The sequence below is a fragment of the Acidovorax sp. sic0104 genome (assembly GCF_019219095.1).
Taxonomy (GTDB): Bacteria; Pseudomonadota; Gammaproteobacteria; order Burkholderiales; family Burkholderiaceae_C; genus Acidovorax.
In genome coordinates, this window is the sequence record NZ_JAHUWH010000004.1 from 189,857 (window position 1) to 212,294 (window position 22,438).

Below are 22,438 nucleotides of genomic sequence, written 5' to 3' on the forward strand. Positions count from 1 at the left end.
TGCAGGCTTGAAGAGAAATTGGCCACTAGCGCATATCGGGTAAGCGCTGAATGCTATTGAAAAAGGAGCAATCGGACGGGCAATCGGTCGTCAGCCGCCCCGCACCATCGCCATGATCTTGCCCGCGTCCAGCGTGGCGGCCTTCTGCTGGATCTGCGGCAGGTACTGCGACTGCATCTGCTTGGCCGGGCCCAGCAGGTTCTGAAAGCTGTCGCGCAGCATGGCCGTGCTCATCACCCGGCCGCCCGCGTAGTAGCGCTTGGCCACCTGGCCGAGCGCATAGGTGGTGGCAAACGAGAACGCCACGCCCGTGGCCGCACTGCCCACCCCGCCCAGCATGCCACCCAGGCTGCGTCCCGCCACCTTGCCCAGCAGGCCGCCCACCAGCTTGCGGCCGAACTGCTCCAGGTACTGCGACGTCATGCCCACCCCGGCCGCGGCAATGAACTCCTTGATGTGGCCCTGGTCCAGCTCCACGCCGTGCGCCTTGCCGATGCCGTAGACCATCTTCACCTGCATGGGGATGATGGCCATGGAGGCCCACGACTGCGGCAGCAGCTCCAGCGCGCCGTTGAGCATCGCGTAGTTCAGGATGGACTTGTCCAGCTCTGCATCGCCTGCCGACGCGGGTAGCGAGGGTGCGTCGGACCTGGCCGGCAGCGTGGTTTGCGAGGCCTGCGATGCCGCCGCATAGGCCGCAGCCCCCGCGCCCGCTGCCACCGTGGCGGCACCCGCCACGCCCCATGGCACGGCCGAAGGAGGGGCTTTTTCAGCCACGTCCACCAGCGCACCGGCCTGGTGCTCGAAAGCCTCGGTCTGCTGGGCGCCCAGCTGCAAGGCGGATTTCAGCGTGGCGAGAAACTGCGCCTCGGCAGGGCTTTGGCGCCCATCCACATCGCACACGCACACCGCCATCTCGTAGGCCAGCTGGCGGTGGCCGGGGTCGGTCAGCGCGGCGGCGGCGGCCTGCACCGTGGTGCGCTTGAGCAGCACGTCCTGGTAGATGCGCGGCAGATCGGCCATGCCGCCGTCGCCCGCGAGCGACTGCGCAATGCGGCGGATCTCCTCGCGCTCGGAGTCGTCCTTGGTGCCGTCCGCAAACGCGGCCAGCAAGGCGATGGTGAGAATGGATTTTTGCTGTTCTGGAGTCATGCGGTGCGGGCCTGCAAGGCCGTGAAATGAAGGGGCTGTCACGCTGCCCCAGCCCAAAGGGGCTACGGGCGGCGTGCGGAGTCAGGTGCAGTCTAGGGCGCGCGCTTTCAACGCCACGGCTTGTGGGGAATTGCAGGCATCTGGTAACCAGGTGCATCGGGGCACGGGCTGCCAGCCCTGCGCTCCCCACTCGGGTTTCCCCTTGCGTAGTTGATCGGCTGTGCGCCCGGACCCGGCTTGCGTACAGTGGCTGTCTCAATGCAAGGAGGCAAGGCATGCGGCAAGCGGCGACGACCAGCAGGGCAAGCAATACCAGCGTTACGGGCAGTACGGGCAGTAAGGGCAGCACCAGCAGGGCAGGCACCACCACGCCCAGCGCGCGGGGCGCCACCCGATGAACATCGCCCACCTGCTGCGCCGCAGCGCGCAACTGCACGCCCACCAGCCCGCCGTGCTGCAGGGCGACCGTGTGCTCTTCGACTACCAAACGCTGGGTGCCCGCACCGCCGCGCTGGCCGCCAGCCTGCGCACACGCTACGGCGTGTTGCCCGGCGACCGCGTGGCCATCTACGCCGCCAATGCGCCAGAGTACCTGGAGGCGCTGCACGCCATCGTGTGGGCCGGCGCCGTGCACGTGCCCGTCAACTACAAGCTGCACGCCAAAGAGCTGGCTTACGTGCTGGCCGACTCCGGCGCACGCGTGGTGCTGGTGTCCGAGGCCCTGCACCCCGCCGCGCGTGATGCGGGCGCCGACCCCGCAGCCACCCTGGTGCTGGGCTCTGCCGACTACCAGCATGCCGTGCAGCAGCACGGTGCGCCGATGCCCGTGCACGACCGTGCCCCGGACGACATCGCATCGCTGTTCTACACATCGGGCACCACCGGCCGGCCCAAGGGCGTGATGCAGACGCACCGCAACCTGCTGGCCATGACGGCCTGCTACTTCACCGACGTGGACGACGTGCTGCCCGGCGACGCCATGGTCTACGCCGCGCCCATGTCGCACGGCGCGGGCTTGTACAACTACGCCCAGGTGCTGCGCGGCGGGCGGCACGTGGTGCCCATGTCCGGAGGCTTCGACCCTGCCGAGCTGGTGCAGCTGGCCGCCACAGTGGGCCAGCTCACCCTGTTTGCCGCGCCCACCATGGTGCACCGCCTGGTGGACCATGTGCGCGCCACGGGCGCCGACGTGCAGGGATTCAAGACGATTGTCTACGGCGGCGGCCCCATGTATGCGGACGACCTGCGCACCGCCATGGCCGTCATGGGCAAGGATCGCTTCGTGCAGATCTACGGCCAGGGCGAAAGCCCCATGACCATCACCGCGCTGTCACGCGCGCACCTGGCCGACACCACCCACCCCCGCTGGCCTGAGCGCATGGCCTCGGTCGGCGTGGCGCAGTCGCTGGTGGAAGTGCGCGTGGTCGACGCGCAGGGCCAGCCCATGCCCACCGGCGACACCGGCGAGGTGCTGGTGCGCGGCGACACCGTCATGCCCGGCTACTGGAACAACCCCGATGCGACGGCCCGCACGCTGCAGCGCGGCTGGCTGCACACCGGCGATGTGGGTGTGCTGGATGCCGATGGCTTCCTGACCTTGAAGGACCGGTCGAAGGACGTGATCATCTCCGGCGGCAGCAACATCTACCCGCGCGAGGTGGAAGAGGTTTTGCTGCTGCACCCCCAGGTCCGCGAGGTGGCCGTGGTGGGGCAGCGCGATGCGGAGTGGGGCGAGGTGGTGGTCGCTTACCTGGTAGCGGGCGAGGGCGGGCCGGTGGGGGACGCGGTGCTGGACGCGCTGTGCGGGGAGCACATCGCGCGGTTCAAGCGGCCGAAGGTGTATCGGTGGGTGGAGGGGTTGCCGAAGAATAGTTATGGCAAGGTGTTGAAGACGGAACTGCGTGGGTAGACGCGTTGCATGGGGTGGCAATGAAGCACCGGTTCATCGCTGCTCCTCATGCGCCTACTCAGCCACACATGCGCCACTTGTGAGCGGGTTCCGTTGCGGTCCTACAAGCGGTGGCCTTCGGTGTCCCTAAAGTTGCGGGCTTCGTGTGTCCGAATCGAGCGGCAACAGCTCATCGGCACAACCCTCCAATTCACTTCGTTTTATCTCCCCGACCATGATGCAGATCGTCTCCGATGCAGCGCAACCCGGCCTCATCATCGTGAACCTGGACGCGCAAGGCCACGACCTCTCCGTCCGCCTGGACCGCGCCATGCTGGAGCACACGCTGGGCGTGCACGGCGCTTTTGCATCCCTCGCCCAGGCTGTGGGCCGCAACATCGAACGCATCCAGGACGCCGCATTGCGCAAGTACCAGCAGACCCGCCAGCGGTGTGTGATTTTGTCGAAGGCTGAGTTGATGCGGGTTGCGGTGTGATGGCTGGGCCCGTGTTGGATCAGCGGGCGTTCTGAACGTGTGGTCGTGGTCTTTACTCGCGTTATGAACTACCGGTATAGGCTGACAGTGGCCGTTCTGATTTGCGTCGGGAATGTCAGTTTTCGCTGTAACGCGACATTGACAGACAAGCACCGAGTTCGCCGCATCAGGCCCTTAGCATCAGACGCACATTATCGAATTGCTCGTCCACAAATACATCCATCCAGATCTGTTCCGGGGTCGGTGTTGACAGCGCGATACCGAAAGACTCTCGCGATTGTGCGACGGTAACCGCTGCAAAGCGGTCAACCGCCTCACCGCCAGCCACACGAACCCACTCAGTAAACCCCCTCCCTCCACGGTTATCCGGCCCCGCCTACCATCCCGTCCTTCTTCCCTTCCCAAAGCCCTCCCATGCCCACCCCCACCACCCTCAAAATCGATTTCGTCTCCGACGTCTCCTGCCCCTGGTGCATCATCGGCCTGCAGTCGCTGGAGCAGGCGGCGGACCGCCTCAAGGACCAGGTGGCGCTGGACCTGCACTTTCAGCCGTTCGAGCTGAACCCGCAGATGGGCCCGGAGGGGCAGGACATTGGCGAGCACCTGCAAGAAAAGTACGGCGCGACGCCCGCGCAGAGCCAGAAGAACCGCGAGGCCATCGCGGCGCGCGGGGCTGAGTTGGGTTTCACTTTCAGCATGGACAAGCGCAGCCGCATCTACAACACCTTCGATGCGCACCGGTTGCTGCACTGGGCTGAAGAGCAGGGCGTGCAGCCAGCGCTCAAGAAGGCGCTGTTCAAGGCCTACTTCACCGATGGGCAGGACCCGAGCAGCCATGAGGTGCTGGTGCGGGTGGCGGGCGAGGTGGGGCTGGATGCGGCCGAGGCGCGTGCGCTGCTGGCGTCGGACCGCTTCACAAACGAGGTGCGTGAACGGGAGCAGTTCTACCTGCAGCACGGCATTCATTCGGTGCCGGCGATCATCGTGAACGAGCGGCACCTGATCCAGGGTGGGCAGCCGGTGGAGGTGTTCGAGCAGGCGCTGCGGCAGATTGCGGCGCAGCAGGTGTGAGGCTGTGATTTGCTATTGAATGTATAGCTGCTGGCGCTTGCTGGATAAGCGGTAAGGGCTGAATTACATAAAAACAAAGGGGCCCTGGGGCCCCTTTGTCGTTGTGGTGTGCTTGTCTTGCTGTGCGTTGGGTGCTTTGCGTGCTGTGCGCTCTCGGGCTGGGTCCGTTGACATGGCGTGAACGGGGTTGGGCGGCGTGCTGTGTGGCGCTTCGACAGGCTCAGCGTGAACGGATTGGGGTGGGGTGGGTGCCAGGGGCAGGGCGGGATGCTTACCCTGGCTGACAGTGACGCGGCTGCAGCCACTGCCCCAGCCGCAGTTGCAGTTGCAGTCGCAGCCGCAACCGCAGTTGCAACCGCAGTTGCAACCGCAGTTGCAGCCACGGGGGCATCACTTGCGCAGCGGGATGGCCGTGGCGCGGTCCACGGGCACGGCGGTCACGCTGTTCTGCGGGGAGCCGTCCACCAGTTTTTCAGAGTACGTCAGGTACACCAGCGTGTTGCGCGAGGCGTCCACCATGCGCACGATGCGCAGGCGCTTGAACAGGATGGACATGCGTTCGCTGAAGACTTCTTCCTGCTTCTTCAGGGGCTCTGGGAAGCTGATGGGCCCGACCTGGCGGCAGGCGATGGAGGCCTCGGCGCGGTCTTCGGCCAGGCCCAGGGTGCCCTTGATGCCGCCGGTGCGGGCGCGCGAGACGTAGCAGGTCACGCCCTGCACGGCGGGGTCGTCGTACGCTTCCACGATGATGTCGTGGTCGCGGCCCAGCCACTGGAAGGCGGTGTCCACGGTGCCGATCTTTTCGCCGGACGCGGCGTGCGCCGGTGCGGCCATGCCCATGCACAGGGCCGAGGCTGCGAGCGCGGCGAAAGCGGCAGCGGCCCGGGTCTTGATCGTCTGTGTGGTCGCGATCGTCATCGTTGGCTGCGCCTTCTTCATTGTCGTCATCATCGTCACGCAGCCGCTCCGGGCGTGGGAGCTTCGGAGCAGCGCTGGGCCAGGTGGGCCAGGGCTTCTTCGACCTGGTCCACCAGCACCAGGCACAGGTCGCCGGGCTGCAGGCGTTCCAGGGCTGCGTCGATGGCGATGAATTCGCCGCGGATTTCTTCGACGTGTTGGGTGCGCGGTGCGCCGGCCAGGCCTTCGCGCAGCAGGTTCATCACTTCGCCGTCGGCGCGGCCGCGCTGGGCGGCGTCCTGGTACAGGATGACGTCGTCGAAAGCGGCGCCCAGGATGACGGTCTGCTCGCGGATGTCTTCGTCGCGGCGGTCACCGGCGCCGCTGATGACCACGCTGCGGCGCTTGGCGGGCAGGGCGTCCACGGCCTGCACCAGGGCGCGCATGGCGTCGGGGTTGTGGCCGTAGTCGGCGATCACGGTGGCGCCGCGGTAGTCCATGATGTTGAAGCGGCCCGGTGCGTTGTCGCTGTCGTTCACAAAGCCCGACAGGCCGCGGCGTATGGTCTGCCAGGGCATGCCCACGCCCCAGGCGGCGGCGACGGACGCCATGACGTTCTCGACCTGGAAGCCGATCTTGCCGTTGCGGGTGATGGGCACGTCGCGCAGGTGGATGGTCTCGCGCCACGAGCCTTCGGATGCGACGATGGAGTCGCCGTCCACGTACACGGTGCGGTGGCCCTGCGCGCGGTGCGTGGCCATCACGGGGTGGTGCCGGTCGGCGGCAAAGAAGATGATCTTGCCAGGGCATGACGGTGCCATGGCGGCCACGATGGGGTCGGCGGCGTTGAGCACGCCGTAGCCGTTGGGGGCCACGTTCTGCACGATCACGCGCTTCAGGACCGCCAGGTCTTCCACCGTGGTGATGTAGTTCAGCCCCAGGTGGTCGCCCGCGCCGATGTTGGTGACCACGGCCACCTGGCAGCGGTCGAAGCCCAGGCCTTCGCGCAGGATGCCGCCGCGCGCGGTCTCGAACACGGCGGCGTCCACCTCGGGGTGCAGCAGCACGTTGCGGGCGCTCTTGGGGCCGCTGCAGTCACCGCTGTCGATCTGGCGGCCGTTCACGTACACGCCGTCGGTGTTGGTCATGCCCACGCGCAGGCCTTGCGCGGTGAACAGGTGGGCGATGAGGCGCGCAGTGGTGGTCTTGCCGTTGGTCCCGGTGACAGCCACGGTGGGGATGCGGCCGTCGTCGCCATGCGCGTACAGCTTGTCCACCATGGCCTGGCCCACGTTGCGGGGCTTGCCGTAGCTGGGTGCCAGGTGCATGCGCAGGCCGGGGGCGGCGTTCACTTCGACAAAGCCGCCGCCTTGCTCTTCGAGCGGGCGCAGGACGGTCTCGGCCACCATGTCCACGCCGCAGATGTGCAGGCCCACCATCTGGGCAGCTGCGATCGCGCGGGCTGCGACGTCGGGGTGCACGTCGTCGGTCACATCGGTGGCGGTGCCGCCTGTGGACAGGTTGGCGTTGTTGCGCAGGATGACGCGCTGGCCTTTTTCAGGCACGGAGTCGGGCGTCAGGCCCTGTAGCGTGAGGCGGGCGACGGCGATGTCATCCAGGCGGATCTTGGTGAGCGATGTGGCGTGGCCTTCGCCACGGCGCGGGTCCTGGTTGACGATGTCCACCAGCTCGCGCACGGTGCGCTGGCCGTCGCCCAGCACCTGGGGCGGCTCGCGGCGCGCGGCGGCGACGAGCTGGTCGCCCACGACCAGCAGGCGGAAGTCGTGGCCGGGCAGGAAGCGCTCGACCATCACGGTGCCGTATTCGGCAGCAGTGCGGAAGGCTTCCTCGAGCTGGGCGCGGTCGGTGATGTTGACGGTGACGCCCTTGCCCTGGTTGCCGTCCTGCGGCTTGACCACGACGGGCAGGCCAACCTTGAGCGCGACTTCCCAGGCTTCATCAAGCGTATCGACGGGCTTGCCCAGTGGCACGGGCACGCCGGCGGCGTGCAGCAGGCGCTTGGTCAGGTCCTTGTCCTGGCCGATGGATTCGGCCACGGCGCTGGTGGAATCGACCTCGGCGGCCTGGATGCGGCGCTGCTTGGAACCCCAGCCGAACTGCACCAGGCTGCCGCGTGTGAGGCGGCGGTACGGAATGTTGCGCGCCACGGCGGCGGCCACGATGGAGCCGGTGCTGGGGCCCAGGCGCTCGTCTTCGTCCAGCTCGCGCAATTCGTTGATCACGGCGTCTGCATCAAAGCTGCCAGTGCCTTGCGCGGCATTGATGAGTTGCTCTGCGTATTCAAATGCCTTGCGTCCCACGGCTTCTTCGCTGTATTCCACAACCACCTGGTAGACGCCCGCGTCGGTGGTGGCGGTGGTGCGCGCAAAGGTGACGGGGCAGCCGGCCTGCGCCTGCAGCGCCAGGGCAGCGGTCTGCAGCACGTGAGCCAGCGAGATGTCGGGGCCGCCGCTTTCCGGGTGCAGTGCGCCGATGCCCGGGAACAGTGCCCGCAGGCGGGTTTCGAACCCGGCCATCTGGCTGACGGCACGTTCGGCTTCAGGGCAGGTCACGATGGCCTCGATGGCCATGTGGCGGCTCCAGAGATTGGGGCCGCGCAGGGCCCGTGTGCGGGATACATCCATGGGGAGTCTCTTTCTCAATATCCGTCGGGACCACAGTCCGACTTCACTACATCTGTCAGGTTGCTCAGCGTCAATTTCACACAGTACGTGGTGACGCCAGCGGCACATGAAACTGGCGCGACCAAGGCGAGTGCCCCCGCGCAAGGGCCGCCCCGCCGCGCTGGGGGCGTTCCCCTCCCGTATTGCGAAGCAATACGAGAGAGGGGGAAGGCGCGAAGCGACTCAGGGGGTGCCATTTCAGGTGGGCAGGCCAAGGGGTGCCGGCAGGTCAGGCTCGAAGGTCTTGATGCCCGCGCCGATCAGGTCGGGTGCGATGTCCAGTGCCCAGGCGGCGCCCACGGCAGCCAGCAGGGCGTCGGTGTCGGGCACCACGGCGTTGCGGCCGAAGGTCAGGTCCGCCAGCGAGCCCAGCACGTGTTCGGCACTGCCGGTGGCCAGCACCACGCGGCCGTTCTTGACGATGACGGCGCGGCCGTTGTCGGTGGCGCGGTGTTCGACGATGACGGGCAGGGTCGGGTCCTGCGCGTACAGCACGACCGAGCCGTCCGACAGGGGCGCCAGGTCGGCCACCTGCTCGATGGCGGCGTTCAATACCGCGGCGCCTTCGGACAGCACCACGTCCACCTGGGTGCGCATCACCTTGGTCATCTGGTCCTGCTCGTGCACGTCGAATTCGGCCAGCGTTTCCACGCCGTCCATGTCGGTCACCACGCCCACCTGGCAGCGGTCGTAGGCCAGGCCGTCGCGCAGGATGGTGCGGGCGTCGCTTTCGATCACGGCGGCCTGCACGGTCTGGTTCATCAGCAGGCGGTGAGCGGCCTCCCAGTGAGCGCAGTCGGTGGTTTCCACGCAGCGGCGGTCCAGAAACAGGCCTTCGCGGCAAGCCAGGCCGGTGTGGTGGCCGCCCAGGTGCAGCAGCCACGCCACCAGGCGCGCAATGATCGATGTGCTGCGCGTTCCGGCCACGCCCACCACGGGGATGCGGCCCACCTGGCCGGATTCGTCGTCGGACGGGAACAGATGTTCCGCGATGGCCTGGCCCACGGGGCGGGGCGCGCCCACTGCGGGCTTGAGGTGCATCAGCAGGCCCGGGCCGGCGTTGACTTCGACGATGGCGCCGCCCTGCGTGTGCAGGGGCTTGGAGATATCGAGCGCCACCATGTCGATGCCGGCGATATCGAGGCCCACGACCTTGGCGGCAAGCTGCGCGATGTAGGCGACTTCGGGGTGCACGTCGTCGGTGCAGTCCACGGCCACGTTACCGTTGCGCTGCACCACGATCACGCGGCCGGCGGCGGGCACGGAGTCGGCGCCCAGGTCCTGGCGCTTGAGCTCGAGCTGCACCTTGGTGTCGGTGGCCAGGTCGATGATCTCGAGCGGGTACTCTTCTTCGTAGCCACGGCGCGGGTCGGAGTTGAGCTGGCTGTCGATCAGCTCCTTGACGGTGTTGTGCCCGTTGCCGGTGATGCTGACCACCTCGCCGCGCGCGGCGGCCACGACCTTGCCGCCCACCACCAGCAGACGGTGTTCGTCGCCGGGGATGAAGCTCTCGACCATCACGTCGCTGCCTTCGGGGTAGGCCACGTGGTAGGCCGCCTCGATGTCTTCCTTCTTGCGCAGGTCGAGCGTGACGCCACGGCCGTGGTTACCGTCGGAGGGCTTGACCACCACGGGCAGGCCGATGTCCTGCGCGGCTTCCCAGGCTTCTTCGGGGCTGTTGACGACCTGGCCATCCGGAATGGGCACGCCGCAGGACTTGAGCAGGGTTTTGGTCAGGTCCTTGTCGCTGGCGATGCCTTCGGCGATGGCGCTGGTGAATTCGGTCTCGGCCGTCCAGATGCGGCGCTGGCTGGCGCCATAGCCCAGTTGCACCAGGTTGCCGTCGTTCAGGCGGATGTGCGGGATGCCGCGGTCGGTGGCGGCGGTGACGATGCAGGCGGTGCTGGGGCCGAGGTACTGGTCATCGACCTCGGTGCGCACGCGGGCCACGGCGGCTTTCACGTCGAAGGGCTCGTCGTTGATGGCGGCCATGATGAGCGCGTGGCCCTGGGCCAGCGCCACGCGCGCCACGCTTTCGTCTCGGGCCCGGAACACCATGCGGTACACGCCCCGCTGGCTGGTGCTGCGCGTCTGGCCGAAGCCGGTGGGCATGCCCGCCAGGTTCAGCAGCTCGATCACGATGTGCTCCAGCACGTGCCCGCACCAGGTGCCTTCTTCCAGGCGCTGCAGGAATCCGCCGCGCTCGCCCACGCCGCAATGGTGCTCGATCAGGGCGGGCAGCCAGGCGGTGAGGCGGTTGTTGAAGCCGGGAATGGTGTTGGAGGGGAAGTCCTCCAGTTCGCCCAGGTCCAGCCAGACTTCCAGGACCGGCCGGTAGGTCCAGATGTTGGGTCCGCGCAGGTAGTTGATGCGCAGCAGTTGGATGTCGTTGAGTTTCGCCATGGATTGCAGCGGTGTGTTTGCGGCCTTGGAGAGGCTTCTGAGGACAAAGAGGACGGGATGGACGGAGATTGTGCGTCAGCCGCGCACTGGCTGGCAGTGTCAGCCAAATGATCGCTGCAGACGTTACATGAGGATGCCGCCGCCCCTCGAATCACACCTCCGAAGAGGTTCCGAGATGCAGTATCGGCGAGAATTCGCGCTTTCGCGAGACCGGTGGCGGCATGCTGCCGGGGGCGGGGATACCAACCAAAAATGCAACATCACCATTCTGTGGACGCTTCGGGTGTCTTTTCCAGCCCTGTCGGGGCTGATCTGCGGGCCATGCTCTCTGAGAGAGAGAACGTGCTGGCGGCGTTACAGGTTGACCTGAGCGCGGATCTGCGGTTTGCCGCCGGCTGGGTGGTGGTGACGTCCGAGCGCCTGCTGGCCTGCGATCCCGGCACGGCCTCCTGGCGCGACTGGCCCCTGGGCAACGGTCTTTCCCTGCGTTTGCAGGACCACGGTGGCGTCGGCTCGCTGGAACTGCACGGCCCCAGCGAGCGCCTGGCTCTGTGGCGCTTCACGCTGGCGCACCATGCCCAGGTGCTGCGCCTGGTGCAGCGCTTCGAGCAGCAAATCGCCCGGGGCGATGTGGGCGGGCCGGACGAGGCGGATGAGCCTCTGTGCCCCACCTGCCACACGCCGCTGCCGCCGGACACCGAGGAATGCCCCGCCTGCGCGCGGGCCCAGCCGCCGCAGACCTCCACCTGGGTGCTGCTGCGCCTGTGGCGGTTCGCGCGGCCGTACCGCAAGCACCTGGCCGCCGGTTTCGGGCTGACGCTGGCGTCCACCGCCGCGACGCTGGTGCCGCCGTACTTGACCATCCCGCTGATGGACGACATCCTGATCCCGTTCCAGAACGGCAAGCAGATCGATCCGGGCCTGGTGCTTCTGTACCTGAGCGGCCTGCTGGCGTCGGCCCTGGCGGCCTGGGGATTGAGCTGGGCGCGTACCTACATACTGGCGCTGGTGTCCGAGCGCATCGGCGCCGACCTGCGCACCACCACGTACGAACACCTGCTGCGCCTGTCGCTCGACTACTTCGGCGGCAAGCGCACGGGCGACCTGATGGCGCGCATCGGCTCGGAGACGGATCGCATCAACGTCTTCCTGTCGCTGCACGCGCTTGACTTCGTGACCGACGTGCTCATGATCATGATGACCGCGGCCATCCTGTTTTCCATCAACCCGTGGCTGGCCCTGGTCACGCTGGTGCCGCTGCCCTTCATCGGCTGGATGATCCACACCGTGCGCGACCGCCTGCGCACCGGCTTTGAAAAAATCGACCGCGTGTGGTCCGAGGTGACCAACGTGCTGGCCGACACCATTCCCGGCATCCGCGTGGTCAAGGCCTTCGCCCAGGAAAAGCGCGAGGCCCAGCGCTTTCGCGATGCCAACCAGCACAACCTGGAAGTCAACGACAAGCTCAACAAGACCTGGAGCCTGTTCACGCCCACGGTGTCGCTGCTGACGGAAATCGGGCTGCTGGTGGTGTGGGCCTTCGGCATCTGGCTCGTCTCGCGCAGCCAGATCACGGTGGGGGTGCTGACCGCCTTCATAGCCTACATCGGGCGCTTCTACAGCCGGCTGGACTCCATGAGCCGCATTGTCTCGGTCACGCAAAAGGCCGCCGCCGGCGCCAAGCGCATCTTCGACATCCTGGATCACGTGAGCAATGTGCCCGACCCCGTCCAGCCCGTGAAGGTGGACCGGGTCGAGGGCGCCATCGCCATGCGCAACGTGGGCTTTCGCTACGGCAGCCGCTCGGTGATCAAGGGGCTGGACCTGGACATCCGCCCCGGCGAGATGATCGGGCTGGTGGGCCACAGCGGTTCGGGCAAGAGCACGCTGGTCAACCTGATCAGCCGGTTCTACGACGTGAGCGAGGGCTCGATCCAGGTGGACGGCGTTGATGTGCGCCGCTTCGCCGTGGCCGACTACCGCCGCCACATCGGCCTGGTGCTGCAGGAGCCGTTCCTGTTCTTCGGCACCATTGCCGAAAACATCGCGTATGGCAAGCCCGACGCCTCGCGCGATGAGATCATCGCCGCCGCCCGCGCCGCGCACGCGCACGAGTTCATCCTGCGCCTGCCGCACGGCTACGACTCGCTGGTGGGCGAGCGCGGCCAGGGCCTGTCGGGCGGCGAGCGCCAGCGCATCAGCATCGCCCGCGCGCTCCTGATCGACCCGCGCATTCTGATCCTGGACGAGGCCACCTCGGCCGTGGACACCGAGACCGAGAAGGAAATCCAGAAGGCCCTGGACAACCTGGTGCAGGGCCGCACGACCATCGCCATTGCCCACCGCCTGTCCACGCTGCGCAAGGCCGATCGCCTGGTGGTGATGGACCGCGGCGAGGTGGTGGAGGTGGGGCCGCACGACGAACTGATGGACAAGCAGGGCGCCTACTGGCGTCTGTACGAAGCCCAGGCGCGCCGCGCCGAAGAGGACGCGCAGGCCGCTGGCGTGGTCATTGTCGACAGCAGCCTGCTGCACCCGGCCCACCCGGCCGGCAACTCCTGAACCGCCGGACCCTGCGATGAACGACGCTTTTTCCTCTTCCAACGCCTCGCTGCCCCAGGTGCCCTCCGCAGGCCTCACGGGCTTTCGGCTCACGCGCAACGCCCACGGCCGGCTGTCGCTGACCTTGGCCGACGGCTCGGTGCACGATAGCGTCACGCCCGTGCGGGCGTTCCCGATCGCCGCACCGGGCGAGGGGCTGTCCCTGGTCGGCTCCGATGGGCATGAGCTGCTGTGGGTGGATCGGCTGACCCAGCTGGACGCTGATGCGCTTCGCCTCATCGAAGAAGAACTGCAGGCGCGGGAGTTTGTGCCTACTATCGAAAAGATCGTTGCGGTATCGAGCTTCTCGACCCCTAGTACCTGGGAAGTACTGACCGATCGCGGTGCAGCCAAACTGGTGCTCAAGGCCGAGGAGGACATCCGCCGCCTCGGCGGGCGCACCCGGCTGCTGATCGCGACGGGCGATGGCCTGCAGTTCCGCGTGCCGGACACCACGGCGCTGGACAAGCATTCGCGCAAGTTGCTCGAGCGGTTCCTCTGAAACGGGGCCGCGCTCGCGGTCCTTTTGGCAAGTGGCTGGCATGCAGAGATCGCTGCTGCAGGCATGGGCCAGTCGCAGGTGGCGCGATGCATCAATTCGGGCGTTCGACAGGCTGACCACGCGCACACCTCACGGTGCGCGGCCGCTTCTCGCGCCCGGCCGGCACCTGTTCGCCAGGCGTTTTGTCGGGCTGCGGCTCTGATTTCGTTTTTTTCTGCCAACAGACGCTTCAAACATCCGAGGCGTCGCCTCGCTTTCCCCGGTTTCAATCGCCCCGTTGGCGGCACCTATGTCTGCTGAAGGATGTCTTAAGGCCCGTGGATGGCTCCAAACATGCCTCCATACCTAGGGAAAACCCTGTTTTTTGTTCAATCGGTGAAAAAGACCTAAATTTCCCTTTCTTTTTGCCGTAATGAAGTACGAAGAGGCCGAAAGACCCTCTGTACTTTTTAACAACTACCGGGCCCATGCCATGCAAATGCCACCTGTCGATCGATCGCCGAGTTGGCGTCCTCAGGGCGCTGATTTGTATTCCACTGGCGCTTCGGGCGCCCCTCCTGTGCGTCCCATCAACGCCGCCAACCCCGTCGAATCCATGGATCGGCTGGGCGAAGGCGCGATCGTGCGCGAGCCGGACAAGCCGTCCAACCCCGATACCGCCAACCGCGACTGGACCGAGGTCAAGAAGAAGGACACCGTCGAGGAGCCGCCCGAACCCCCGAAGGAGCCCATCTACAAGCAACTTCTGGAGCTCATACAGTCCATGTGGCGTGCCAGCGGCAGCGCGGTGGAGGTGGCGCAGGACATCAACAAGATGACCCTGCAGGAGCGCATGGCGCAGCAGGTCAAGAACGAACCGCTGATCTACTCGGACCCCAAGGTCAAGCGCACGGGTGGTTTGTAGGCCCGGTCAGGTTGCCCATCGAAGAACAGCGCAGTGCGGCGACGCACTGCGCTTTTTTCTTTGGGTTTCGGGTTGCGGGTTCTCTGGATTTGGAGTGGGCCGCCGGGCGCGGCTGCGCGCAGGGCCCTGCGCTGGGGGCTGGCGAAATGTCTCTCGCCTCGGTCATTTGCTATTGAAAATGTAGCTGCCAACGCTGGCTGAATGGACGGTTGGGTGGATTTTTATTCAAAATCTCGAGCCTGCACCAGCGCTGGCCTCGCCACGGGCAGCAGGCACTTGCAGGCGCTGGCGGGCGATCACTGCGGGGCCGAAGACGCCGGCGCTGAGGGCGCTGGCTCCGCAGGTGTTGCAGGCTGCGCGGCCGCAGCCTGCTCCGCCTTCTTGCGGTCACGCTCTGCGCGGTACTTGGCGGCGAAGGCGCGGACTTCGGCGTACGAGGCAAAGCCGTCGTGGTCCGTGTCAGCATCGTCGAAAGCAGCGGCCAGGCGCGGAAACAGCTTGACCTCCGAGCGGCTGAGCTTGCCGTCGCCGTTGAAGTCGAGCATCTTGAATTCGCGGATCGCCTTGACTTCGCCCTTGGACAGGCCGGGCTGGGACTCATCGGGTACGGCAAAGGGGTTGGCGGCCGGTGCCGGCGCCTTGGCGGGGGCGGGTTGCTGCGCGAATGCGTTACCGCACAGGGCCGCTGCAACAACTGCAGCCGACGCGAGGGACTCCAGCGTGGGTCGTGAAATTCTGGTGGGCAATGCGTGCTCCTTCGGCGCTTGGCCGCGATGTCATGGTGGCACAGTTGGGCCCGCACCCAAGGTTTGCAACCGGGCTTTGCAGCCTTTCACCCAGCGTTGCACGGCTTTGCAGAACTTTGCCGGGCCGCATCGCGCGCCAGGCGCAGTGGTGAGTGCGCAGGGCGGTTCCGTATCAACGTTCGGCCGCCTTCGGTGGGTTGGAGATGCCGCTGTTCACATGCCCGGCCGGTACATGGCGGGCGGCTGAGGCCACGTGGCTGCGCTGGTCGTCGAAGAAGAAGTCCGGTTCGAACTCTCGCAGGAATGGGCCTTTTTCCAACCCGCCCAGGAACATCGCCTCGTCCACTGTGATACCCCAGTCGAGCAGCGTGCGCACAGCGCGCTCGTGCGCGGGTGCGCTGCGCGCGGTGACCAGCGCGGTCCTGATGCGCATGGTCTTGGAGGCATCGGCCTGCTGCTGCAATTGGTGCAGGGCTGCTAGCAGCGGCTTGAATGGGCCGCCGGCCAGCGGCTGAGCGGCCTTGGTGACCTCGTTGGCCTGGAAGGCGGGCAGGCCGGCCTCCTGGTAGATGCGCTCGGCTTCGTCGGAGAACAGCACGGCGTCGCCGTCGAAGGCGATGCGCACCTCGTGGGGGTAGCGGTCGCCGGCCGGGGTGGAGTCGGTCATCACCCGCGCGGCCGGAAAGCCGATGCTCAGTGCCTGCTGCACGTCTTCTTCATTGGCCGACAGGAACAGGTGCGATCCCAGGGGCCGCAGGTAGGCAAATGGATTGCGCCCCCGCGTGAACACCCCGCGCTCGATGCGCATGCCCGCCGCCTGGGCCGACGCGAACACGCGCATGCCGCTGGCTGGGTCGTTGCGCGAGAGCATGACCACCTCCACACGCTGCACGTCGGCCGTGTTGAAGGCCAGCAGCTTGCGCACCAGCGGAAACGCAATGCCGGGCCGCGCCGGCTGGCGCACCAATTCGAGCTGGCGGCGCATGTAGGCCGCCTCGTCGCCGGACTCGAACAGGCGGTTTTCTTCCTCCAGGTCGAACAGCGCCCGCGAGGAGATCGCCACGACCAGCTTGTCGTCCAGTGTCACGGCCATGACGGGCACTCCATCTTGGTGATCGTCATCGCCGTGGCTTCCAGCGTAACCGTGAAAACGGCGCTGCCAGGCCACCGGGCCTGTTCCCGTCCCGAAGGCAGGTGGGAGGCCGCGCAGCGGCTCAAGGGGGGCTTGCTCATTTCACGAACTGGTTGAGCTGAATGATCGGCAGCAGCACGGCCAGCACGATCATCATCACGATCAGGCCCATGCCCACGATGAGCAGCGGCTCCAGGATGGTGGCCAGAGCCATGGCGCGGCGCTGTACCTCGGTGGAGAGCTGGCGCGCAGCGCGCTGCAGCATCACCGGCAATTGGCCTGTCTGCTCGCCCAGCCGCGCGAACATCGACAGCAGTCCCGGAAAGCGCTTTTTCTGCGCCAGGGCCGAGGCCAGCGGCGCACCTTCGCGCACCAGCACCAGCGCATCGAGCGCATCCGCGCGCAGCGCGCGGTTGCTCAGCGTCTCGGCGGCGGCCTGCAGGGCCTTGAGGATGGGCACCCCAGCGCCCGAGAGCATGGCCAGCGTGCCGGCAAACCGCGCCGCGTTGTAGCCACGCGCGAGCTTGCCCACCAGGGGCAGGTTCAGCCAGGCTGCATCGAACCTCTCGCGCACCGAGCCGATGGACAGCGCCCAGCGCGCCACGCCGCCCAGCACCACGGCTGCGAGCAGCAGGGCCCAGCCATAGTTGCGCACGAAGCCGCTGATGCCCAGCATGGCCACGGTCAGGAAGGGCAGCGCGCGCTTGGTCCCCGCGAACACGCTGGCCACCTGCGGCACCACGTAGCCCACGAGGAACAGCACGATCACGATGGCCACGATGGTCACGATGGCCGGGTAAAGCGCCGCGCCCACGAGCTTGGCCTTGAGCGCCTGTCGCTCTTCGAGATCGTCGGCCAGACGCTCCAGGACCAGGCCCAGGTTGCCGCTGTGTTCGCCGGCGCCGATCACCGCGCAATAGATGTCGGAGAACTCGCGCCGGTGCTGCGACAGGGCCCGCGCAAAGGTGGCGCCTGCGTTGACTTCGGCCCGCAGTGCCGCGACCAGATGGCGCTGGCGTTCGTCCTCTGCCTCTTCGGACAGCGCCGTGAGCGCGCGCTCCAGCGGCAGGCCTGAAGACACCAGCCCGGCCAGCTGGCGCGTCCAGATCGCCAGCGCCGTGGCGCCGAACACGGGCCGAGTGAAGAGGCGCTGGCCCAGGCCCGGCGCGCTGCCGGCGGTGGACTGGCCCGTCTGCACCATTTCCACCACCAGGGGCACCAGCGCCTGGGCCCTGAGCAGGCCGCGCGCGGCCTTGGCGGTGTCGGCCTCCATGAGGCCCTTGCGGGTCTGGCCCTGGGCGTCCAGGGCTTCAAAGGAAAAAGCGGGCATGCGGGCGTAGGCGTGAAAAGCGGTCGGTGTGCCGGTGGCCCAGGGTGGGGCCGTCACCGGCAGTGCATTCGGTAGCCTGGGATGGTAGCCGCTACGTGGGGCGATTCATCCGCATCGCGTGTTGTCGCCCCCCGCCGGGGCCTGTTTCAGTGCGCGGCGGCAGGGCTGGTGAGCGCCGCATGGGCCTGCGCGGCGATCTCCAGCGAGCGCAGCCGCAGCGCAGGGTCGTACACGTCGCTCACCAGCATGAACTCGTCGGCCTGCGTGGCCTCGGCCAGCTGCGCCAGGCCGGCGCGCACGGTATCGGGCCCGCCGATGACGGCCGCTGCCAGGAAGTCGCCGATCGCCGCACGCTCCTGCGGCTGCAGGCGGGCGGCAAAGTTCTCGACGGGCGGCAGCAGGCGCCGCCGGTCGCCCGTCAGGATGCCCAGGACGCGCTGGTAGGTGCTGCTGGCCAGGTATTCGGCCTCCTCGTCCGTGGGGGCGGCGATCAGTGGCACGCCGATGGCCACGTGGGGCTTGGGCCATGCATCAGACGGCCGGTACAGGTTGCGGTACAGGTCGATGGCCTGGTGCAGCAGGCGAGGCGCGAAGTGCGAGGCAAAGGCGTAGGGCAGGCCGCGCTCGGCCGCGAGTTGGGCCGAGAACAGGCTGGAGCCCAACAGCCAGATGGGTACGTTCGTGCCCGCACCGGGCATGGCGATCAGGCGCTGGCCGGGCACCTCGGGGGCCAGCAGGCGCTGCAGCTCGGCGACATCCTGAGGGAAGTCGTCCGCCGTCTCCACGCGGCTGCGGCGCAACGCGCGCATGGTGGCGGGGTCGGTGCCCGGTGCGCGGCCCAGGCCCAGGTCGATGCGGCCGGGGTACAGCTCGGCCAGGGTGCCGAAGGCCTCGGCCACCACAAGGGGCGCGTGGTTGGGCAGCATGACGCCGCCCGAACCCACGCGGATGCGCGAAGTGCCGCCTGCGATGTGGCCCACCAGCACGGCGGTGGCCGAGCTGGCGATGCCCGCCATGTTGTGGTGCTCGGCCAGCCAGTAGCGGGCAAAACCCAGCTTCTCGGCATGTTGTGCGGTGCGCAGGGCGATCTGCAGGGCATCGGCCACCGTGCCGCCTTCGCGGACGGCAACCAGATCGAGCATGGACAGGGCAGAGCGGTGGGCAGTGGAAGTCATGCGTGCATTGTCTTGCGCGCAAGGCATTCGTGTCGCGGGGTGCCCCAGAGCCGGCTGCGCCAGAAGGGTTGCATCCGGCACAACATACTCGCCGGTAATTTTTTGGTAGCCAAAAATGCTGCGCCCCCACAAAATGTTTCAAGGCATTACTGGCGGGTCATTTCCGGCTCCGCGCAAGGCCGCTACCGGGACCAAGCATGGGTTTTTTCAGCCGTCTGTTCAAGATCAGGGAGCAAGACCCCGCCAGCCCCGACACCACCTGGGCCATGGAGGACAACGGCAGCGAACTGGTGCTGGACGCAGAGTACGCCTCGATGCTGATGACCGAGATAGACATCGATGCCGCCATTGCCAGCCACGAGCGGTGGCGCCTGCAGCTGCAGGACATGGTCAACCGCCGATCCGAGGAGGTCATGCGCCCCGAACGCATCTGCCAGGACGACCGCTGCGACCTGGGCCGCTGGCTCTACGGCACGGGCAAGGTGCGCCTGGGCCACTACCCTGCGTTTGCCATGCTGGTGGCGCGGCACAAGTACTTTCACCAGCAGGCCGCCGACGTGGTGACGCTATTCCAGGCGGGCGAGCAGCAAAAGGCCGTGCAGTTGCTCAACAGCAGCTGCCGCCACGCGTCGAACCAGGTGCTGCTGCTGCTCAAGGAACTCAAGCGCGGACTGGGTCGGTGAGCGCGATGGTGGCGCGGCCTCGGTAACAGGGCGTACATTCAGCACGAAGGCCGTGCAGGCGCAGGACGCGGGCCGGCGTCGGGGCGTCGGGCTTACCCTTTGCTCATCATTCGATAGCGTTCAGCGTTCATCCAGCATGGCTGTGCGCAGTGTTTTGCTGCGCGGCAAGGCATTTGCTGGCCGCGCCTGGGGCGGGACTCTCACGCGGCACCCGCACCTATCGCCGGGCCGCAGGGCTATACACCTCTTACATCTGCAGACATCGAACGGCGCAACATTTTGCGTTTTGATGGCTATTCTTCGCCGCGCATCGAAAGGCTCTTCACAGCGGCCCGTGCGATGCAGCAACGCAATAACAATCAACCGCAACGATGAGAGAGGGATTCGCATGGACCGCCGTCAACTGTTGACGCTCGCCACCTTGGCGTCTGGCGTGAGCGCCGTGTCGCCCGTATGGGCGCAGTTCGATCTGGGCAAGATGCTCGATGCCGGCAAGGACCTGACCAAGTCCGAAAGCCTGACCGATGCCGAAGTCAGCAGCTACTTCGACCAGATGGCTCAGGAGAGCGACCGCCAGAACAAGATCGCCCCCGCAGGCAACCCGTACGCCTCGCGCCTGAACAAGCTGACCTCAGGCCTGGGCACATACGACGGCCTGAAGATGAACTTCAAGGTGTACCTGACGCCGGAGATCAACGCGTTCGCCATGGCCAACGGCACCATCCGCGTGTATTCGGGCCTGATGGACAAGTTCACCGACGACGAAGTGCGCTACGTCATCGGCCACGAGATCGGCCACGTCAAGCACGGCCACAGCAAGGCCCGCATCCAGGCCGCCCTGCGCACCAGCGCGCTGCGCAACGCGGTGTCGGCCAGCAACAGCCGCGCTGGCGCGCTTGCCAGTTCGCAGCTGGGTGACCTGTTCGAAAAAGTGGTGCGTGCGCAGCACTCGCAAAGCAACGAGCGTGAGGCAGACGACTACGCGATGGGCTTCATGAAAGCCAAGCGCTACCAGCCTGCGGCCTGTGTCTCCGCGCTGGAGAAGCTGGCGGCCATGTCCGGCGGCGACTCGACCAGTTTCCTGTCCACACACCCGTCTCCCAAGGAGCGGGCAGACCGCATGAAGACGCAGCTGGCCTGAGCTGGTGCAATTGATGGGCGGCACGCCCTAATAGCTGCGCCCACCCTTGTACATCGCGTGCTGGCGCCGGTTCAGCGTGGCCGCTTCGCCCAGCCGGCCCATGGCTGTTCCGGCATGGGCATGGGTGATGGCCAGGCCCAGGCCGTCGGCCGCATCGGTGCCCGGCAGGCCGGGCAGCTGCAGCAGGCGGCGCACCATCTCCTGTACCTGGCTCTTGGCCGCCCGGCCGTGGCCCACCACGGCTTTCTTCATCTGCAGCGCGGTGTACTCGGCCACCGGCAGGTTGCTGGCCACCAGCGCCGTGATGCACGCGCCCCGCGCCTGGCCCAGCAGCAGCGTGGACTGCGGGTTGACGTTGACGAACACGATTTCGACCGAGGCCACGTCGGGCTCGTAGCGGGCCGCTACCTCGGTGATGCCGTCGAACAGGATCTTCAAACGGCCGGGAAGGTCACCCAGCGCCAGCGTGGTGGTGCGGATGGTGCCGCTGGCCACGTAGCTGAGCTGGTGGCCGTCCATGTCCACCACGCCGAAGCCGGTGGTCTGAAGGCCGGGGTCGATGCCTAGGATTCGCATTGCTATATTTTTGGTAGCTAACGGCGCTTTCCCATCAATCGGTAGGCGCCGTTTTTCTTATAGGCCGAAGTACCAGCGCACCGAATGGAAGAACACGGGCGCTGCAAAGCACAGTGCGTCCACGCGGTCGAGCAACCCGCCCGCGCCGGTAACGGACATGCCCTGCATGCCCCAGCTCGTGATGCCGCGGTCACGCTTCAAGGCCTTCATCACGAGGTGGCCCAGGCTGCCCGCCACGCAGGCCAGCAGCGCCATGCCCAGCGCCTGGCCGGGCTTGAAGGGCGTGATGAAGGTGAGCAGCCCACCCATGAGTCCGCCCACACCCACACCTGCGAGCCAGCTGACCCACTGAAAGCTTTGGCTCACCTGTGGCGCCACGGGCTTGTGCGGGAAGCGCCGGCCCAGCAGGTGCTGCACGACCATGCAGGTCTGCACCACGAAGACCAGGAAGAACACCAGGAACGCGCCCTTGTCGCGGTAGCCCGGAAAGTCCAGCAGCAGCAGCGCGGGCACATGGCTCATGCCATACACGCAGACCATGATGCCCCATTGCAGCTTGGCGTTGCGCTCCAGAAAGCGCTGTGGGTCGTTGGCGAGAGCGCTCACCACCGGGATGGCCAGGAACACGTAGACCGGTATGAACACCGTGAACAGGTCGAAGTGCTTGCTGCCCACGATCCAGAACTGCAGCGGCAGCACCACGAAGAACGCGAGCACCAGGCTGCGGTGGTCGCCGCGGCGCGTGGGCGAGAGCGTGATGAACTCGCGCAGCGCAAAGAACGCCACGATGGCAAACAGCACCGTGGCGACGGTCTCGCCCAGCACCCAGCCCACCCAGAACACGGTGGCCATCATCCAGGAGGTCTTGAGCAGGCCCCAGAAACGCTTGGCCTCCAGCGTCCGGGCTTCCGATGCCGGGTCGTCGCTCGCGTGCTCGCGCAGGTTGCGCACGAAGGCCCACACGGTGACGGTGGACAGGATGCCGAACACGACCAGGAACAGCGCCCCGATCTGCTGGGTGGCGGTGAGGTTGCGCAGGAAGTCGTTCATGGTTTAA

18 protein-coding genes are annotated in these 22,438 nt (G+C 66.9%); 8 read left to right on the forward strand and 10 right to left on the reverse strand.

The features are described from left to right. Positions 1-90: 90 nt before the first annotated feature. Complete coding sequence (locus tag KW835_RS09040; protein WP_218382021.1) at positions 91-1,152, reverse strand: YcjF family protein; 1,062 nt, start codon at positions 1,150-1,152, stop codon at positions 91-93. Positions 1,153-1,546: 394 nt separating this feature from the next. On the opposite strand from KW835_RS09040, the gene KW835_RS09045 reads away from it, so the two are divergent. From KW835_RS09045 to KW835_RS09055, 3 genes are all read left to right on the forward strand, one after another. Next, positions 1,547-3,061 (forward strand): AMP-binding protein, encoded by a 1,515-nt coding sequence (locus KW835_RS09045; protein ID WP_218382022.1) that lies wholly within the window; start codon positions 1,547-1,549, stop codon positions 3,059-3,061. 214 nt (positions 3,062-3,275) lie between these two features. Then, on the forward strand, positions 3,276-3,536 hold the full coding sequence (locus tag KW835_RS09050; RefSeq protein WP_218382023.1) for a hypothetical protein: 261 nt from the start codon (positions 3,276-3,278) through the stop codon (positions 3,534-3,536). Positions 3,537-3,950: 414 nt separating this feature from the next. Beyond that, entirely contained in the window at positions 3,951-4,607 is a 657-nt protein-coding gene (locus tag KW835_RS09055) for a DsbA family oxidoreductase (protein ID WP_218382024.1), read from the forward strand. A 390-nt stretch (positions 4,608-4,997) separates the two neighbouring features. Here KW835_RS09055 and KW835_RS09060 read toward each other — a convergent pair whose 3' ends face one another. The 3 genes from KW835_RS09060 to cphA (KW835_RS09070) form a co-directional block, all read right to left on the reverse strand. Then, positions 4,998-5,525 (reverse strand): CreA family protein, encoded by a 528-nt coding sequence (locus tag KW835_RS09060; protein ID WP_370633603.1) that lies wholly within the window; start codon positions 5,523-5,525, stop codon positions 4,998-5,000. A 35-nt stretch (positions 5,526-5,560) separates the two neighbouring features. After that, positions 5,561-8,149, reverse strand: a complete 2,589-nt coding sequence (gene cphA, locus KW835_RS09065) for a cyanophycin synthetase (RefSeq protein ID WP_218382025.1) — start codon at positions 8,147-8,149, stop codon at positions 5,561-5,563. Between the two features lie 237 nt (positions 8,150-8,386). Continuing rightward, the gene (gene cphA, locus KW835_RS09070; RefSeq protein ID WP_218382026.1) at positions 8,387-10,591 is read right to left on the reverse strand and encodes a cyanophycin synthetase; all 2,205 of its coding nucleotides are present in this window, start codon (positions 10,589-10,591) and stop codon (positions 8,387-8,389) included. A gap of 252 nt (positions 10,592-10,843) precedes the next feature. Between cphA (KW835_RS09070) and KW835_RS09075 the strand changes: the two genes are divergently transcribed. The 3 genes from KW835_RS09075 to KW835_RS09085 all read left to right on the forward strand — a co-directional run bounded on the left by KW835_RS09075 (position 10,844) and on the right by KW835_RS09085 (position 14,598). After that, entirely contained in the window at positions 10,844-13,153 is a 2,310-nt protein-coding gene (locus KW835_RS09075) for an ABC transporter ATP-binding protein (RefSeq protein ID WP_218382027.1), read from the forward strand. 16 nt (positions 13,154-13,169) lie between these two features. Further along, a complete protein-coding gene (locus tag KW835_RS09080; RefSeq protein ID WP_218382028.1) occupies positions 13,170-13,694 on the forward strand; it encodes a DUF1854 domain-containing protein in 525 nt (174 codons plus the stop codon). A 472-nt stretch (positions 13,695-14,166) separates the two neighbouring features. Then, positions 14,167-14,598: a hypothetical protein gene (locus KW835_RS09085; protein WP_218382029.1), complete on the forward strand. Its 432-nt coding sequence runs from the start codon at positions 14,167-14,169 to the stop codon at positions 14,596-14,598. Between the two features lie 296 nt (positions 14,599-14,894). On the opposite strand, the gene KW835_RS09090 is transcribed toward KW835_RS09085, so the two are convergent. The 4 genes from KW835_RS09090 to KW835_RS09105 all read right to left on the reverse strand — a co-directional run bounded on the left by KW835_RS09090 (position 14,895) and on the right by KW835_RS09105 (position 18,981). After that, complete coding sequence (locus tag KW835_RS09090; RefSeq protein ID WP_255593412.1) at positions 14,895-15,344, reverse strand: EF-hand domain-containing protein; 450 nt, start codon at positions 15,342-15,344, stop codon at positions 14,895-14,897. A gap of 172 nt (positions 15,345-15,516) precedes the next feature. After that, a complete protein-coding gene (locus KW835_RS09095) occupies positions 15,517-16,437 on the reverse strand; it encodes a 5'-nucleotidase (protein WP_218382030.1) in 921 nt (306 codons plus the stop codon). Between the two features lie 136 nt (positions 16,438-16,573). Beyond that, complete coding sequence (gspF, locus tag KW835_RS09100; protein WP_218382031.1) at positions 16,574-17,806, reverse strand: type II secretion system inner membrane protein GspF; 1,233 nt, start codon at positions 17,804-17,806, stop codon at positions 16,574-16,576. A gap of 146 nt (positions 17,807-17,952) precedes the next feature. Next, positions 17,953-18,981: an LLM class flavin-dependent oxidoreductase gene (locus KW835_RS09105; protein WP_218382032.1), complete on the reverse strand. Its 1,029-nt coding sequence runs from the start codon at positions 18,979-18,981 to the stop codon at positions 17,953-17,955. Between the two features lie 197 nt (positions 18,982-19,178). On the opposite strand from KW835_RS09105, the gene KW835_RS09110 reads away from it, so the two are divergent. Beyond that, on the forward strand, positions 19,179-19,664 hold the full coding sequence (locus KW835_RS09110) for a CZB domain-containing protein (protein WP_218382033.1): 486 nt from the start codon (positions 19,179-19,181) through the stop codon (positions 19,662-19,664). A 388-nt stretch (positions 19,665-20,052) separates the two neighbouring features. Next, a complete protein-coding gene (locus tag KW835_RS09115; RefSeq protein ID WP_218382034.1) occupies positions 20,053-20,805 on the forward strand; it encodes a M48 family metallopeptidase in 753 nt (250 codons plus the stop codon). A gap of 27 nt (positions 20,806-20,832) precedes the next feature. Here KW835_RS09115 and ruvC read toward each other — a convergent pair whose 3' ends face one another. Beyond that, positions 20,833-21,381 (reverse strand): crossover junction endodeoxyribonuclease RuvC, encoded by a 549-nt coding sequence (gene ruvC, locus KW835_RS09120; protein ID WP_218382035.1) that lies wholly within the window; start codon positions 21,379-21,381, stop codon positions 20,833-20,835. A 57-nt stretch (positions 21,382-21,438) separates the two neighbouring features. Continuing rightward, on the reverse strand, positions 21,439-22,431 hold the full coding sequence (locus KW835_RS09125; protein WP_218382036.1) for a phosphatidate cytidylyltransferase: 993 nt from the start codon (positions 22,429-22,431) through the stop codon (positions 21,439-21,441). Positions 22,432-22,438: the final 7 nt, after the last annotated feature.

Excerpts from the sequence above, each read along its gene's own strand:
- KW835_RS09105 (WP_218382032.1), bottom strand. The coding sequence starts at position 18,981 with ATGACTTCCACTGCCCACCGCTCTGCCCTGTCCATGCTCGATCTGGTT.
- KW835_RS09080 (WP_218382028.1), top strand. The coding sequence starts at position 13,170 with ATGAACGACGCTTTTTCCTCTTCCAACGCCTCGCTGCCCCAGGTGCCC.
- KW835_RS09050 (WP_218382023.1), top strand. The coding sequence starts at position 3,276 with ATGATGCAGATCGTCTCCGATGCAGCGCAACCCGGCCTCATCATCGTG.
- cphA (WP_218382026.1), bottom strand. The coding sequence starts at position 10,591 with ATGGCGAAACTCAACGACATCCAACTGCTGCGCATCAACTACCTGCGC.
- KW835_RS09125 (WP_218382036.1), bottom strand. The coding sequence starts at position 22,431 with ATGAACGACTTCCTGCGCAACCTCACCGCCACCCAGCAGATCGGGGCG.
- KW835_RS09075 (WP_218382027.1), top strand. The coding sequence starts at position 10,844 with ATGCAACATCACCATTCTGTGGACGCTTCGGGTGTCTTTTCCAGCCCT.
- KW835_RS09045 (WP_218382022.1), top strand. The coding sequence starts at position 1,547 with ATGAACATCGCCCACCTGCTGCGCCGCAGCGCGCAACTGCACGCCCAC.
- cphA (WP_218382025.1), bottom strand. The coding sequence starts at position 8,149 with ATGGATGTATCCCGCACACGGGCCCTGCGCGGCCCCAATCTCTGGAGC.
- KW835_RS09110 (WP_218382033.1), top strand. The coding sequence starts at position 19,179 with ATGGGTTTTTTCAGCCGTCTGTTCAAGATCAGGGAGCAAGACCCCGCC.
- KW835_RS09060 (WP_370633603.1), bottom strand. The coding sequence starts at position 5,525 with ATGACGATCGCGACCACACAGACGATCAAGACCCGGGCCGCTGCCGCT.
- KW835_RS09095 (WP_218382030.1), bottom strand. The coding sequence starts at position 16,437 with ATGGCCGTGACACTGGACGACAAGCTGGTCGTGGCGATCTCCTCGCGG.
- KW835_RS09040 (WP_218382021.1), bottom strand. The coding sequence starts at position 1,152 with ATGACTCCAGAACAGCAAAAATCCATTCTCACCATCGCCTTGCTGGCC.
- gspF (WP_218382031.1), bottom strand. The coding sequence starts at position 17,806 with ATGCCCGCTTTTTCCTTTGAAGCCCTGGACGCCCAGGGCCAGACCCGC.
- KW835_RS09085 (WP_218382029.1), top strand. The coding sequence starts at position 14,167 with ATGCAAATGCCACCTGTCGATCGATCGCCGAGTTGGCGTCCTCAGGGC.
- ruvC (WP_218382035.1), bottom strand. The coding sequence starts at position 21,381 with ATGCGAATCCTAGGCATCGACCCCGGCCTTCAGACCACCGGCTTCGGC.
- KW835_RS09115 (WP_218382034.1), top strand. The coding sequence starts at position 20,053 with ATGGACCGCCGTCAACTGTTGACGCTCGCCACCTTGGCGTCTGGCGTG.
- KW835_RS09055 (WP_218382024.1), top strand. The coding sequence starts at position 3,951 with ATGCCCACCCCCACCACCCTCAAAATCGATTTCGTCTCCGACGTCTCC.